General features: G+C 64.4%; 11 protein-coding genes. 4 read left to right on the forward strand and 7 right to left on the reverse strand.

The window, feature by feature from the left end; all coding sequences use genetic code 11:
• Nucleotides 1–88 precede the first annotated feature (88 nt).
• A complete protein-coding gene (locus AC1RZR_RS15365) occupies nucleotides 89–1024 on the reverse strand; it encodes a hypothetical protein (RefSeq protein ID WP_481828827.1) in 936 nt (311 codons plus the stop codon).
• Between the two features lie 227 nt (nucleotides 1025–1251).
• On the opposite strand from AC1RZR_RS15365, the gene AC1RZR_RS15370 reads away from it, so the two are divergent.
• On the forward strand, nucleotides 1252–2364 hold the full coding sequence (locus tag AC1RZR_RS15370; protein WP_481828828.1) for a KamA family radical SAM protein: 1113 nt from the start codon (nucleotides 1252–1254) through the stop codon (nucleotides 2362–2364).
• 6 nt (nucleotides 2365–2370) lie between these two features.
• Here the strand turns inward: AC1RZR_RS15370 and AC1RZR_RS15375 are convergent, their stop codons facing one another.
• The 3 genes from AC1RZR_RS15375 to AC1RZR_RS15385 are packed head-to-tail and all read right to left on the reverse strand — an operon-like array spanning nucleotide 2371 to nucleotide 7621.
• Nucleotides 2371–3027 carry a 4'-phosphopantetheinyl transferase family protein gene (locus tag AC1RZR_RS15375; protein WP_481828829.1) on the reverse strand — a complete coding sequence of 219 codons (657 nt, stop codon included), beginning with the start codon at nucleotides 3025–3027 and terminating at the stop codon, nucleotides 2371–2373.
• Nucleotides 3024–3485: a GNAT family N-acetyltransferase gene (locus AC1RZR_RS15380; RefSeq protein WP_481828830.1), complete on the reverse strand. Its 462-nt coding sequence runs from the start codon at nucleotides 3483–3485 to the stop codon at nucleotides 3024–3026. The genes AC1RZR_RS15375 and AC1RZR_RS15380 overlap by 4 nt, the downstream gene beginning before the upstream one ends.
• Nucleotides 3482–7621 carry a Pls/PosA family non-ribosomal peptide synthetase gene (locus tag AC1RZR_RS15385; RefSeq protein WP_481828831.1) on the reverse strand — a complete coding sequence of 1380 codons (4140 nt, stop codon included), beginning with the start codon at nucleotides 7619–7621 and terminating at the stop codon, nucleotides 3482–3484. Before AC1RZR_RS15385 ends, AC1RZR_RS15380 begins: the two co-directional genes overlap by 4 nt.
• Before the next feature lie 440 nt (nucleotides 7622–8061).
• Between AC1RZR_RS15385 and AC1RZR_RS15390 the strand changes: the two genes are divergently transcribed.
• The 3 genes from AC1RZR_RS15390 to AC1RZR_RS15400 all read left to right on the forward strand — a co-directional run bounded on the left by AC1RZR_RS15390 (nucleotide 8062) and on the right by AC1RZR_RS15400 (nucleotide 9132).
• Nucleotides 8062–8379 (forward strand): DUF2934 domain-containing protein, encoded by a 318-nt coding sequence (locus AC1RZR_RS15390; RefSeq protein WP_481828832.1) that lies wholly within the window; start codon nucleotides 8062–8064, stop codon nucleotides 8377–8379.
• Nucleotides 8380–8393: 14 nt separating this feature from the next.
• Nucleotides 8394–8543: a hypothetical protein gene (locus AC1RZR_RS15395; protein WP_023677295.1), complete on the forward strand. Its 150-nt coding sequence runs from the start codon at nucleotides 8394–8396 to the stop codon at nucleotides 8541–8543.
• 163 nt (nucleotides 8544–8706) lie between these two features.
• Nucleotides 8707–9132 carry a globin family protein gene (locus AC1RZR_RS15400; protein WP_111543346.1) on the forward strand — a complete coding sequence of 142 codons (426 nt, stop codon included), beginning with the start codon at nucleotides 8707–8709 and terminating at the stop codon, nucleotides 9130–9132.
• A gap of 167 nt (nucleotides 9133–9299) precedes the next feature.
• On the opposite strand, the gene AC1RZR_RS15405 is transcribed toward AC1RZR_RS15400, so the two are convergent.
• The 3 genes from AC1RZR_RS15405 to AC1RZR_RS15415 all read right to left on the reverse strand — a co-directional run bounded on the left by AC1RZR_RS15405 (nucleotide 9300) and on the right by AC1RZR_RS15415 (nucleotide 12479).
• A complete protein-coding gene (locus tag AC1RZR_RS15405; RefSeq protein WP_481828833.1) occupies nucleotides 9300–11162 on the reverse strand; it encodes a CHASE2 domain-containing protein in 1863 nt (620 codons plus the stop codon).
• Between the two features lie 6 nt (nucleotides 11163–11168).
• Complete coding sequence (locus AC1RZR_RS15410; RefSeq protein ID WP_481828834.1) at nucleotides 11169–11702, reverse strand: FecR domain-containing protein; 534 nt, start codon at nucleotides 11700–11702, stop codon at nucleotides 11169–11171.
• Between the two features lie 228 nt (nucleotides 11703–11930).
• Nucleotides 11931–12479 carry a GNAT family N-acetyltransferase gene (locus tag AC1RZR_RS15415; protein WP_481828835.1) on the reverse strand — a complete coding sequence of 183 codons (549 nt, stop codon included), beginning with the start codon at nucleotides 12477–12479 and terminating at the stop codon, nucleotides 11931–11933.
• Between the last annotated feature and the right edge of the window lie 88 nt (nucleotides 12480–12567).

Raw genomic sequence — 12567 nt, forward strand, 5'->3', positions numbered from 1 at the left:
TTGGACAATGACATGAAGCGCATCACCTGAACCCGTTCAGACACGACGCGCTGTTCGGAGCGGCGGGCCTTGCCCGCTCATTCTCGACTCAGGACGCCTGGCCGTACTGGAGCAGTTTGAAGCAATCGCCGTTGCCCGACTTCGCCTGCGTCAGCAAGGGTTTCGACCGGTCGATCCATTCCTGATGCGATCTCGCATCGGCTTCGATTGCATCCACCGGTGCAAGGCTGACGAAGCTGCGTCCGTGGCTGAGGAGCCAGCATGCTCGGCCGAGAAATCGCCTGCTGCGCTGGCGCAGGAGGTCGGCATCGTAGAAGATGTCGAGCACCTCGTGCTTGATCTTGCGCGCCTTTTCAGGATTGGCGATCGCAAGTTCGACCGGCTCGCCGCCGATCGCATCCTGCAGGTCCTTGTAGTCGAGGGCGAGCTGGGTGGTGGCATATTTGATCTCGCTCTCGTCGCGCACGATGTCGAACCACAGCGTGGGATCGAGCTCGTTGACGACGAACGACGATTCGAAATCGCGCGACAGGTTGAGGATATCGAAGTCCCGGACGTCGACGTCGCGCTCGACCAACAGGATCTCGCCGACCTGCTTGCCGAGCTCCGCTCCCTGCGCGCCGATCGCGGCGTTGGTTCCACCAAGTTCGGGACTGACATAGGCCCCGCCTTCATCCAGCAGTGCGTCGAATTCGCCAAGCGACCCGGCGACGGGAGCGCCGCGGGCGATGCGCGCCGCCAGCTTGGACAGAACCTGCTGGAGTTCCGTTTCGCGTCGGCGCTGGTCCTGGTAATTCTGCTGGAAAAAGAAGATGAACAGCGACACGCCGATGCCGATCAGGATCACGCCCAGCTGCGAAAAGATGTTGCGGTAGTATTCCAGCAGCTTTTCGCGGTGGCGCACGTCGTCGCGCACACTGTGGGCGACGCGCAGATTGACGATCAGCGACAGGATCAGCAGCCCGGCGCCAACCAGGATGAGGCCGCCGATGAGCAGGTAGCCATGGCCTGTGCTGAAATCCATCCGTTTTCCCTGAACCCCGGACTGCGCAGAATAGTGCCATTTTGCTTAAATACCTATGGGCTCGCAGGCGATGGGTCGATGGCGGCAATCATCGCTTGTTTTCTGCGGCATTCTGGCATTCCGCCCCGCCGATGCGAAGGAATGCGACGGGTCTGCGGCAAGCGGATGGTTGACCCGCCTGGCCATCCGGCCGATAGCTCCGCCAGAAATTGCCCCCGAGATATCCGATGACTTCAGACGCCAACCTCAAAGACGCAATCGAGCCCACCGATGACGCCGCCTGGCAGGCCGAAATCCGCGCCGGCGTGCGGCATGTGCGCGATCTGGCTTCCCTGCCGCTGTCGCCGGGCGAGCGCGCGGCGGCTCAAGCCGCGGCCGCGAACCACAAGGTGCGCATCCCAAAAACCTATCTCGACCTGATCGACTGGAACGATCCCGCCGATCCGATCCGGGCGCAGGTCATCCCGTCGCCCGACGAATTGCTGGAGCAGGACGGCGAGCTCGACGATCCGATCGCCGACCACGAGTTCAGCCCGGTGCCGCGGCTGACGCATCGCCATGCCGACCGGGTGCTGCTGTTCCCGACCTATCAATGCGCGGTCTATTGCCGGTTCTGCTTTCGCAAGGAGTCGCTGACGTCGATCGGCCGCGGCTATACGCGCGAGGCGCTGGAGCCGGCCTTGGCCTATATCGCCGGTCACCCCGAAATCCGCGAGGTGATCCTGACCGGCGGCGACCCGCTGTCACTGCCGGACAAGGCGCTGGCCGAAATCCGTGGCCGCATCGAGGCGATCGCGCATGTGCGGCTGCTGCGCATCCACACCCGCGTGCCGGTGGCGCTGCCGTCGCGCATCACGTCAGGGCTGGTCGCGGCGCTGCAGGGCCGGCTGATGGTCACGGTCGTCACCCATTTCAACCATCCGCGCGAGATCACCGACGCTGCGGAAGCCGCCTGCCGCATGCTGCGGCAAGCCGGCTTCGTGCTGCTCAACCAGAGCGTCCTGCTCAAGGGCGTCAACGACACGGTCGAGGTGCTGGAGGAGCTCTGCCGCGAGCTGATGTACCGCCTCGGCGTCAAACCCTACTACCTGCACCATGGCGACCTCGCGCGGGGCATGGCGCACCGGCGCACCACGATTGCGCAGGGACAGGCGCTGGCCGCCGCGCTGCGCGCCCGCCTGTCGGGCATCTGCAACCCCGTCTATGTGCTCGACCTGCCGGAAGGCGGCGGCAAGGTGCCGATCGGGCCTTGCTATGTCGAGGGACGGGACGGGGAGAGCTGGCGGCTGCGCGGGCTGGATGGCGAGGTGAGGGGGTATCGGGAGGTGGTTGGGGAATAGGGTGCGTTAACGCGGATCAACCCACGCCAAGACGACCACGCGCGGAGCAGCGCAGTATGCGAGGCTGACGTTGCGGCCGCTCTTCGTCATCGCCCGGCCTGCGTCGAGGTCCACGGTGATATCCTCATAGCCCAGGACCTCGCGATCGAGCGGATAGACCGCCTTGTAGACGGCTTCCTTGGCGCAAAACAGGATGCGGCCGGCAAGATGCCGCTCCGCCGCGTTGGTCCGGTCCGCAGGGGTTGCCACGAGCGCGAGGATGTCGTCTGGCAAGGGCTGCGCGGGCTCGACGTCGATGCCGAGAGAGGCGATGTGGGCAACATGCGCAACCGCCGCTACGGCCATGTCGTCGTCATGGGCGAGCGAACCGGTTATCCCGTCGGGCCAGACCGGCGTGCCGGATGGCGCGCGCAGGATGGCGAAGCCGTTGACGCCAATATCCGCCAGCAGCCCGTGTGCGATCCAGCGGGCCGCTCCGCTGGCGCGCCGCATGGCCGGCTGGCGCGCGAGGATGGAACGCGCTTCCTCGGACAGCAGATGGGCCTCGTCGCCGTCGCGTATGACCCGGCATCCGATGCGGACACTTTTGGGCGCAATGGCGACCATCGCCCGCAGCAGGGATGTTTGCGCAAGCGCGACTTCAGGGGAGGGCGGCGGCGTCAACGATCGTCCGCCGGCAGGACCAGGTCGGCGATCATTTCCCCGTCTTCGTCGAGCCCTTGTTCGACGAAGCCGGCGGCGCGATAGAGCCGTCGTGCAGCTTCATTGTCCGGTTCGTAGCAGATTGAAATGTGCCTGATGTGGCCGAGGCTTCTGATTTCGTCCAGCACTTCACGCAACGCAGCCTTGCCGTAGCCTTTGCCCTGCCAGATGCGGTCGATCATGAAGCGGTAGATGCGCGCCTCGTCGTCATCCTGCGGCGCCTCGTACATCAGGAAGCCGACGACACGATCCCCAGCCACGACGACGCGCGGACGCGCATCGTCGTCAGATCCGGCCTCGTCGAGGGACTCCGCATTGCTGGCGACGAAATCCATCTGCTCCGGGGCCAGTTCCAGGGACGCGACCAGGGCCCGGTTGGCCTCGGTCACCGAAACGAGACGGATGTCTGCGGCCTTCAAGCCGATGCCTTGGCGCCATCGCCCGTGACCGGGGTCACGAACCGGTGCAGCTTGGCTGGGTTGCCCCGCCAGATGGAGTTGGGCTCCAGCTCTTCACCCTTCATCACGAAGGAGTCGACATCGACCATCGATCCTTCGCCCATCACGACGCCGTAATGGACGAACGCGGAAGGCCCGAGCGTGCAGCCCTTGCCGATGCGGATGAAATCGGACTTGAACGCGCCTTCTTCCAGAGAATGGGCCTGGATGACGCAGCCTTCATTGAGCGTGACGTCATCGCCGATCTCGACCAGCGAGCGCTCGGTCAGGTTCGCGCCGCCGTCATAGACCCGCTTGCCCACCTTGACGCCCAGCATGCGCAGGATCATCGGCCGGAACGGCGTGCCGCCGAACAGGCGCACGATCGGCGAATCGGCAAGCTTCCAGTGGCGTTCGTGGCGCCAGAAGGCGACGTCGTAGATCGTCGTCATTTGCGGCTTCAGCCTGCCGAAACCAAGGCTTGCCCGTTCCACGAAGATGTAGAACGGAATGGTGATCGCGGACGTCAAAAGCACGGCGACGAAGAGGGCGACCTCCGCCCATTCGGTATAGTAGTTCAGCGCGCGGTCCCAGATCGCCAGCGTGGCGAACAGCATGACCCACTGCGTTGCCACGAACAGCAGGATGGTCACCATGTTGTGCCGGTTCTTGTGCGGGATGCGCCGGCGCCGGTCGTCCTCGTCGACACCGGCGATGAGTTCCTTGTCGCGGTTCACCATGCGCGGGATTTCAAAGGAAGGCGAACCGAGAAGGCCGACATTCTCGCGCAACGGCCCATCGATGGGGACCATCACCTTGGTGCCGAGCAGGACGTTGTCGCCGGTGCGTCCATCCGGCGGATAGTAGATGTTGTTGCCGAGATAGTTGCGCTCGCCGATCCGCGTCGGCTCGAGCCTGAATGCGGAGGCGGATTTGTGCATGTTGATCATGAAAAGCCCGTCCGAAACCATGGTCTCGGTGCCGATCTCGCACAGCAGCGGGTTTTCGTGCTGCTGGTTGCTGCCGAAGTTGGAACCGGTCTGCACCACCTTGTTGAGGTTCCAGCCGATGGCGCGCATGTAGTGCACGATTGCCGAACTGTCGCCGAACAGGAGGCCGAGAACGCGGGAGTTGCTCGAGAATTCAGCGACGGTCTGCAACCAGTAGCGGAAGCCGTAAAGCGTATAGGTGCGGCCGGGTTTCAACAGCAGGCTGAGCAGGCGCGGCACCAGTGTCGCCGCGAGAAAGGCGGCGGCGATGTAGCCAAAAAGCGTGACCGTGGTGCCGATCGCGACGATGCCGATGGTCTCCTGATAGTCGTCGCCGACATTCTCCCAATAGCTGTGGAACAAGAGCGGCAGCGGGGTGACGATGGCAAACAGCCCAATCAGCTGCACCGCTTCGAAGAGGAAGCGCCGGATGTTGGAAGGATCGACGTTGCGCACCTTGCAATAGTCCGCCGTGGTCGGCACGGCCGGCGATCCGTGCCAGCGTTCGCCGTCGGGGATGCTTTGCCCGCGGTGCAGCGAGGACGAATGGCCGAGCTGGGCGCCGTCGCCGATCCGCGTGTCGATGTCGAGCGTGGAGCCGACGCCGACGAAGGCATCGCGGCCGATGGTCAGCGGCCCGGTGTGGATATAGCCGGACTGGGCCCGATAGCCGAGGATCATCGATTCCTTGCGCAGGATCGTGTTGGCGCCGATCGAAATGAGATCCGTGCAGACGGGCACTGATTTCGATTCGATGACGGCGTTTTTCCCGAGCTTGGTGCCGAGAAGCTGCAGATAGAAGCTGTAGAGCGGGCTGCCGCGGAACAGCACCACGGGTGCGGTGCGGATCAAGGTCTTGACCACCCAGAAGCGGAAGTAGCGCAGGCCCCAAATGGGAAACGCCTCGGCCTTCCAGCGGCCGATCAGGACCCATTTCGCGACGACGGCAAAGCCCGACATGCCGAAGAACACGGCGGCCGAAAGCGCCACGCAGCGCAAATAGAGCTGCAGCGGGTCGTCGAGCGCGTCGTACATCCAGTTGAGGCCGTCATTGACCGCCCACAGCGCCCCATAGCTGTAGAGCCCGTAAAACACGAGCTGCGCGGCGCCGCAGGTCCAGTAGGCAAGATCCGATGCCTGGCGGGTGAGAACGGGCTCGTTGGTGGCCGTCGTCATCTCCTCCGCCACGCTCAGGTGTTTGGCGAGGCGCGCCACGGTCGGATAGAGGTAGATGTCGCGCATGGACGTCGTCGCCCATTCCTTGCGGGTGCGCACGCGCGCGCAGAAATGCGCCATCAGCAGCGAGTTGGCGCCGAGATCGTCGAAGAAATTGTCCTCGACCGACACCTCGTCGAATTTCAGCACCGCGGCCAGCGCGTCGGCCAGGAAACGCTCGTCGTCATTGCCGGGCGGCACCATCGCGCGATCGGCCGAAAGCCGGACGCTTGTCGGCTTCGGCAGCTGGCGGAGATCCACCTTGTTGGAGACCGTCATCGGGATGACAGGCAGTTCCTCCAGGTAGGAGGGCACCATGTAATCGGGCAGGCGCCGCTTCATCGTCTGGGCGAGATCGGCGCGGGAGATCGCCGGCAGGCCGGGTTTTGGTGCGTAGTAGGCGACGAGCTCGACGCGGCCAGGCTCGATCTCCCAGGTGGTGACGGCGGCCTGTGCGATCTCGGGCTGGTCGAGCAGCACCGCCTCGATCTCGCCGAGTTCGATGCGATAGCCGCGGATCTTCACCTGGGTGTCGATGCGCCCGTTATACTCGATCTCGCCCTTGTCGTTGATCCGGCCAAGGTCGCCGGTCCGGTAGATGCGCCTGGACGGGTTGTTGGGCAGGTCGAGGAAATCGGCGATGAATTTCTGGTCCGTCAGGTCCGGCCGGTTGAGATAGCCGACCGCGAGCCCGATGCCGGCGATGCCGATCTCACCCAGTTCGCCCGGCTCGGCAAGCTGCGGCAGCGAAGCGTCGAGAATGACGATCGAGTAGGTCGGCAGCGGCGCGCCGATCGTCACCGGACTGTCGGGCGTCAGCGCGCCCATCGTCGCCGTGACCGTCGCTTCGGTCGGGCCGTAGGTGTTGAGGATCTGCCGCCCCGGCTTCGACCAGCGCACAACCAGATTGTGCGGGCAGGCCTCGCCGCCGACCAGCAGCGTGCGCAGGCTGGGCACGTCGCTGGCCATGGACGACAACAGGGTCGGGCTGCAGGCCATGCAGGTGATGTCGTGGTGGCGCAGGAAATCCGCCAGTTCCTCGCCCACGAGAGGCATCTGGCCAGGTGCCGGCACGACCGTCGCGCCGGCGACGAATGGCACCCAGATCTCTTCGGAGGAAAAGTCGAAGGCGATGGTCATGCCCTGATAGACACGATCGCCCGGCCGGTAGCCGTAGGATGCGGCGGCGACCCGGATGAAGTTGACGAAGCTCTGGTGCCTGATGACCACGCCCTTGGGCTTGCCGGTGGTGCCAGAGGTGTAGAGGATGTAGCAGGTGTCGTCCGCTGAAGCGGTCTTGGCATGCGGCTTCAGCGGCGCGCCGGACTGTTTGGAGATCTCGGCGGCGGCGCTGTCGATCAGCAGGTGCGGAACCGGCAGTTGATCGGCTCGCGACGCATAGGCGGCGATGGTGACGATCAGGCTTACGCTGGCGTCTTCGATGATGAGCGTCATCCGCTCCTGCGGAAACGCGGTGGCCAGCGGCACGAAGGCCGCGCCTGCCTTCATCACCGCCAGCAACGCAACATAGGTCTCCGCCGAACGGTCGAGGATGAGCCCGACCCGGTCACCCCTTCGCACGCCGCGCTTGATCAGCAGGCGGGCGAACTGGTTGGCACGGCTGTCCAGCTCCTGATACGTCCAGACACGCCCGTCGGAGATCACCGCCGGCAACGCGGCAAAGGTCTCGGCGAGCTGCTCGAAGACCGTATCGAGCCGCTCACCGGGTTGCCCCTGCCGGGCAAAGTCGGCGCCCGTCAGGATCTGGCGGCGGGCGACTGTTGCTGGGTCGTGAGCGACCCTTACGAGCGCATCGACGCTTGTGCGGTAAGTCTCGGGCTGGCTGCCCGGTCTTGCCGCGTCCAGTTCGGCCGCATCCAGTTCGGCGATATCGACACCGTGATCCATTTCCATGCTTTCTCGTCCTGGCCGGGCAACGCGTAGCGCGGCCAATTTCCGGCCGCCGCGGGATGCTTATGCCAGCCGATCTTTTCGCCAGTTTTTCCCAACTGTTGAGATTTGTTTCTGGAGTGTGTCTGAGCGCTTTTCCTACCGTCCGCCTGGGGGGCTGCGAGCTCAGGTCAACAAGCCTGACGACAGCCAGACCGGTGGGTCGGCGGCTTTTGTTCCTGTGGCTTTCGATAGGAATTTATTCTTGACATGGTGAGGGCAGTGATGCTACATATTCGTCCATGGTGCTGATTTGCGCCAATGACCGGCCACGAGAAAAACGCCGGCGGCGCCGTAGGGCGCTAACCTTCGTGCGGGTCACGCTCTTCGCGCAGGATCACGCAAATTTTTTGGATCGTTTGGATTGGCGCCGCGTTCTTCCCTGACGCAACGGAGGAACCGACATGGGTGACGAACGGCACGAGAAAATCCAGCAGCGCGCATACGAGCTCTGGGAACGCGAAGGCGGTGGCGACCCCGAGCGGCACTGGCATCAGGCAGCGGCCGAGATCGACCGCGAGGCAGCCCTGCCGCTGACGGCAGGCGACGCTCTTCCGGAAACAAGCGAGATCGCCAGCTCCGACATCCTGGCGGTCGAGGCGCTGGCGGTGCGCACCGGCATATCGGGCGACGAGGCGCAGGAGCTGATCGACAGGCTGGGCCACGACCGCGCGGCTGTCGAGCAAGCCGCCCGCAGCCTCAAGGCCAGGCGGCGGTCCTGATCTGGGAGAGCCGGATGATCAGAAAGCTCAAGGACGGAAAATACCGCCTCTATTCGCGCAAGAAGGACGAAAAGACCGGCAAGCGGCGCAACCTCGGCACGTTCGATACGCGCGAGGCGGCCGAGAAGCACGAGCGCGAGGTGCAGTATTTCAAGCGGCATTGAGGGGATGGGCTGCCGACATCGGGCGCGGGAAATTGAAAACAACTGAATGCGACCTGAAACCAGATTGAGACATAACTGAAACACGTCGACGCGACAGGCGACATGCGTGCGAAACGCCCTGGGGAGATGGTTGAGCCTTGCCCACAACCCCAGGAGCGCGCCGATGACACCCGACCAGATTCGACTAGTCCAGGATAGTTTTCGCGAAGTCGTCCCGATACGCGCGGCTGCCGCCGCCCTGTTCTATGAACGCCTGTTCGCTATCGACGGGAATCTTCGGGCGCTGTTTCCGGTGAGAGACATGACCAAGCAAGGCGCCAAGCTGATGGCGAGTCTGGGCTTTGTCGTGCATGGTCTGGATCGTGCCGAGACCATCCTGCCCACCGTGCGCGAACTCGCCAAGCGTCACGTCACCTACGGTGTCGAGGAGCATCATTACCCGATCGTCGGCCAGGCGCTGATCGAGACGCTGGCGGCCGGCCTCGGCCCAGCTTTCACGCCGGCGGTGCGCGAGGCCTGGGAGGCAGCCTACGGCTTGCTCGCGAGTGTCATGATCGCGGCCGCCCGCGAGGTCCAACTCGCGGCGTGAGGGTAGGCGCGCGCAAGAAGGAATAAAAGACCGGCAAGCGGCGCAACCTCGGCACGTTCGATACGCGCGAGGCGGCGGAGAAGCATAAGCGCGAGGTGCAGTATTTCAAGCGGCATTGAGGGGCGCTGTTGGCAGGGCAGGCAAGCCGCAGGCCTGGCGGCAACCCTCTACTGCGGCATCCCTGCACTCTGCCAAAGCCAGATTGCGAGCGAGCCGGATCGCCCACGGATCTGTGTTTCCACGGGTCCTTTCAGGGTGCCGGATTTGAACAGCGCGCAGTCGCGGCCGGCGACATCGAGCATTCTGTCACTCACCGCGACTTCGGCATTCTGGTCGGCCGCGATCTCCATCAAGCGGCTGGCAACGTTGACTGTGTCGCCTATGGCCGCGATGTGCTGACGGCCTTCGCCGCCGAGCCGAGAGGCGACGATTGTTCCGTGGTGGGCTCCAATCTTGAAGCCGAGCCGGGATGCGGTCGCTGCCGGCAACGAGGCGAGCCAATCGTTGGTGCGGCTGGAGAGCGCCACACAACAGCGGGCGGCATTGAAGGCGTCGTTCGCCGCTGGTTCCGGCAGTCCGAACAGGATCATGGCTCCGTCCCCCATGAAACTCGTGACGACGCCACCGCAGCCCGTCACTTCTTCGCCGACCAACGCATGAAAACCGTTCAGGAGCTCGCGCGTGGCGACCGGTCCCAGGGATTCACTCAGTCCGGTGAAGCCGGACAGGTCAATGAACAGGATGGCGGCGTCTCCTCGAACGGGGTCCGAGAGGAAGTCGCCATGCCTGGCCAGCCACTCCCCCATGCCTGGGGCTTCAACGCGTTGAAGCAATTGGCTCTGCGTTGCGAAAAATTGCGCTCGGCTCCTGCCCAGCCAAAGCTGCGCGGCCCCGAACAAGATGGCCGGCGGCACGGCGGCGGTCATCGGCAGCGCGGCGCTCAGCCAGATGTGGTGCGAGAAAGCGGTCATGTTGACCACCAGCCAGATCAGGACCACGCCGGCGATCGCCGCCAGGCCGCCGGCGTTTCGCCGCCATGCCAACAGCCCGACAAGGACCATTGGCAGCACCACCGCAAAGCCCGCGTCCGCAAGCCGGACAGACTGGTCCCGCACTATTCCGTCGCCGGCCGTCAGATGGGCAATCGCCGTCGATATGACTTCGACGCCCGGCAGTATGGGATCGAACGGTGTCGGGAAAACATCGCCGGTGCCGGTTGCCGTTGCTCCGATCACGACAATTCGATCGCGGATCGTGCCGGGGTCGAATTTTCCGTCCAGCACGGTCGCCGCGCTGATCGTGTGGATCGTGCCGCGGGGGCCATAGAATGTCAGGGGCAGGATGTGACCGATGTCCGTCCGGATCGAGCGTCCGCCCAGCGATAGATGATCGGCTGCGATTTCCGGATCCTGTCCTGCCGCCATGGCGGCGACACGCAAGGGGAAAGACGCTTCCAGCCGATCTCCGGCCCGAAACAGCAACGGCACGAAGCGGGGCGTTCCCGTCTTGTCGGTGGCCACGTTGACGACGCCGACAGCCGCGACATCCGAGAACGCTTTCAAGGGCCACAGGAACCGCTCGGCATTCGGCACGCGGGCGATGGGTCCTTCGCCCACCGTCCATTGTTCACCTCCGGGGTAGACCGCCGCGGCAGCGATGACGCTTGCCCCTCCGCGCAGCGAACGCGCCAGCGCCTCGTCGTTGTCTTCTGCCCCGGGATCGACCAGCAGCAGGTCGAGCGCAATGGCTTTCGGTCCAAGCCGCGCTATCGTATCGACAAGCCGGGCAAGGGTGGCGCGGCTGAGGGGATATGTACCCTCGCGCCGCACCGCTTCATCGTCTATCGCGACGATGGTCAGCAGCTCCGGTGGCTTCGCTGGTCCTCGCACAAGCGTCCGAAGATCGGTCATCGTTGCTTCGACGCGGTCGAGAAACCACAAATTGCCGCGCCAGTGCGCGACCCCCAGGCCGGCGCCCCAAAGACCCGCCAGGATGAGCGCGATCAGCGTCGGAAGCGCTCGCCTGCTCACGGCAGCTCACTGGCCGAAACGGGCCAGCAATGCGGAAACGCGCTTGGCGGGCCAGCGCTTGACGGTCAGTGGGCCTGTTCCAGGCGCGACGTCGACGCCTTCGCCCGGCGCCAGCACCACGCCGGCGCTGGACGCCGGCCGGTTTACGGCGACGCGGCCCCTGAGGACGAAAACTGACGTCTTGCCCTGGCCGACGTCGACGACCCATTTGGTGCCGCGTGCCGCGGCGATCGCCTGCGGGGTGACAACCGCGAAGCCATCCGGGATCGAGCCGGCCGGAGCATTGAGCAGCAGCGCCTTGCGCCGCAACCTGACCGCATCGACAATGCCGTTTCGATCGCGGTCCACCAGCGTGAAACGAGAGCCGCCTTCGACAATGATGGTAAGGCCTTGCCGACATCTCAGAACCTGTCGGGACGTAGCGGCCACCGGCTCGAACCTACACCCCGCGTCCTGCGCCAGGGCGGCATCCACCCAGAAGACACCGGCAAACAGGCCAGCCATCATCAGGCTGCGGAAAAATCGGTCCCTTGCGCTCATCACCGCCCCCTTGCTCCTGCAGAAAATTTGCGGCCAGGAAATCTGCTGCCGTCAGCCCGCCAACCGGCACTTGCAGCCGCGTTGCGCAGAGGCAGCAGGGTGCCGACCGGCGATCCTAGCACGACTAGCCTGCTCCGACACCAAGCAAGGCGAGGCAGTCGAGAAGCACGAGCGTGAGGTGCGGTATATTAGGCAGTATTGAGGGGAGCTGAGTTGTTCGCAATTGCACTAGGTACCCGACTGCCACACTGTCCTTTCGGCGACATACAGCATGTGCATTGAGCTCGGATCGGTCGGCAACAGGTCAGGGTGAGCGAATTCGCCGCCCTCGATCTTCTTCATCCCCAACCGCTGCATGACGGTTTCGGACCGCTTGTTCGCCAATGCGGTGAATGCGTACACGCACGGCGCATCCAGGCTGCCGAATGCATGGTCGAGGGCGGCGCGAGCGGCTTCGGTCGCATAGCCCTTGCCCCAATGGTCGCGAGCAAGCCGCCAGCCCACCTCCAGTGCCGGGCCGAAAGGAAAATCGGTCCCGAGGCGATGCAGGCCGACCGCGCCGAGCAACGCCCCGTCGCCGATACGCTCGGCAGCCCAGAAAATCGGCTCGCCGCCTTCGGAAAGTCGCATCAGTTGTTCGACGACGTCGCTGGTCTCAGAGGCGGTCTTCGTGCCGCCGAGGAACTGCATCACCTCCGGATCGGCGTGGATAACGCCCAACAGGGGCTTATCCGCCTCTCGCCAGGGCCTGAGCTTCAACCGGTCTGTCGTGATCATACCCTCTCTCCAAGCAAATCGGCTCACCCTCGCTACCATAATAGCGTTCTGGCTTTGATTGAGTCTCGACCCTGGTCTGGCAACGCAG

This window comes from Mesorhizobium bavaricum, from assembly GCF_056781655.1.

What these genes read in the sequence shown, in the direction of transcription:
- AC1RZR_RS15365 (WP_481828827.1), bottom strand. Translation starts at nt 1,024, where the DNA reads ATGGATTTCAGCACAGGCCATGGCTACCTGCTCATCGGCGGCCTCATC.
- AC1RZR_RS15370 (WP_481828828.1), top strand. Translation starts at nt 1,252, where the DNA reads ATGACTTCAGACGCCAACCTCAAAGACGCAATCGAGCCCACCGATGAC.
- AC1RZR_RS15385 (WP_481828831.1), bottom strand. Translation starts at nt 7,621, where the DNA reads ATGGAAATGGATCACGGTGTCGATATCGCCGAACTGGATGCGGCCGAA.
- AC1RZR_RS15390 (WP_481828832.1), top strand. Translation starts at nt 8,062, where the DNA reads ATGGGTGACGAACGGCACGAGAAAATCCAGCAGCGCGCATACGAGCTC.
- AC1RZR_RS15395 (WP_023677295.1), top strand. Translation starts at nt 8,394, where the DNA reads ATGATCAGAAAGCTCAAGGACGGAAAATACCGCCTCTATTCGCGCAAG.
- AC1RZR_RS15400 (WP_111543346.1), top strand. Translation starts at nt 8,707, where the DNA reads ATGACACCCGACCAGATTCGACTAGTCCAGGATAGTTTTCGCGAAGTC.
- AC1RZR_RS15410 (WP_481828834.1), bottom strand. Translation starts at nt 11,702, where the DNA reads ATGAGCGCAAGGGACCGATTTTTCCGCAGCCTGATGATGGCTGGCCTG.
- AC1RZR_RS15415 (WP_481828835.1), bottom strand. Translation starts at nt 12,479, where the DNA reads ATGATCACGACAGACCGGTTGAAGCTCAGGCCCTGGCGAGAGGCGGAT.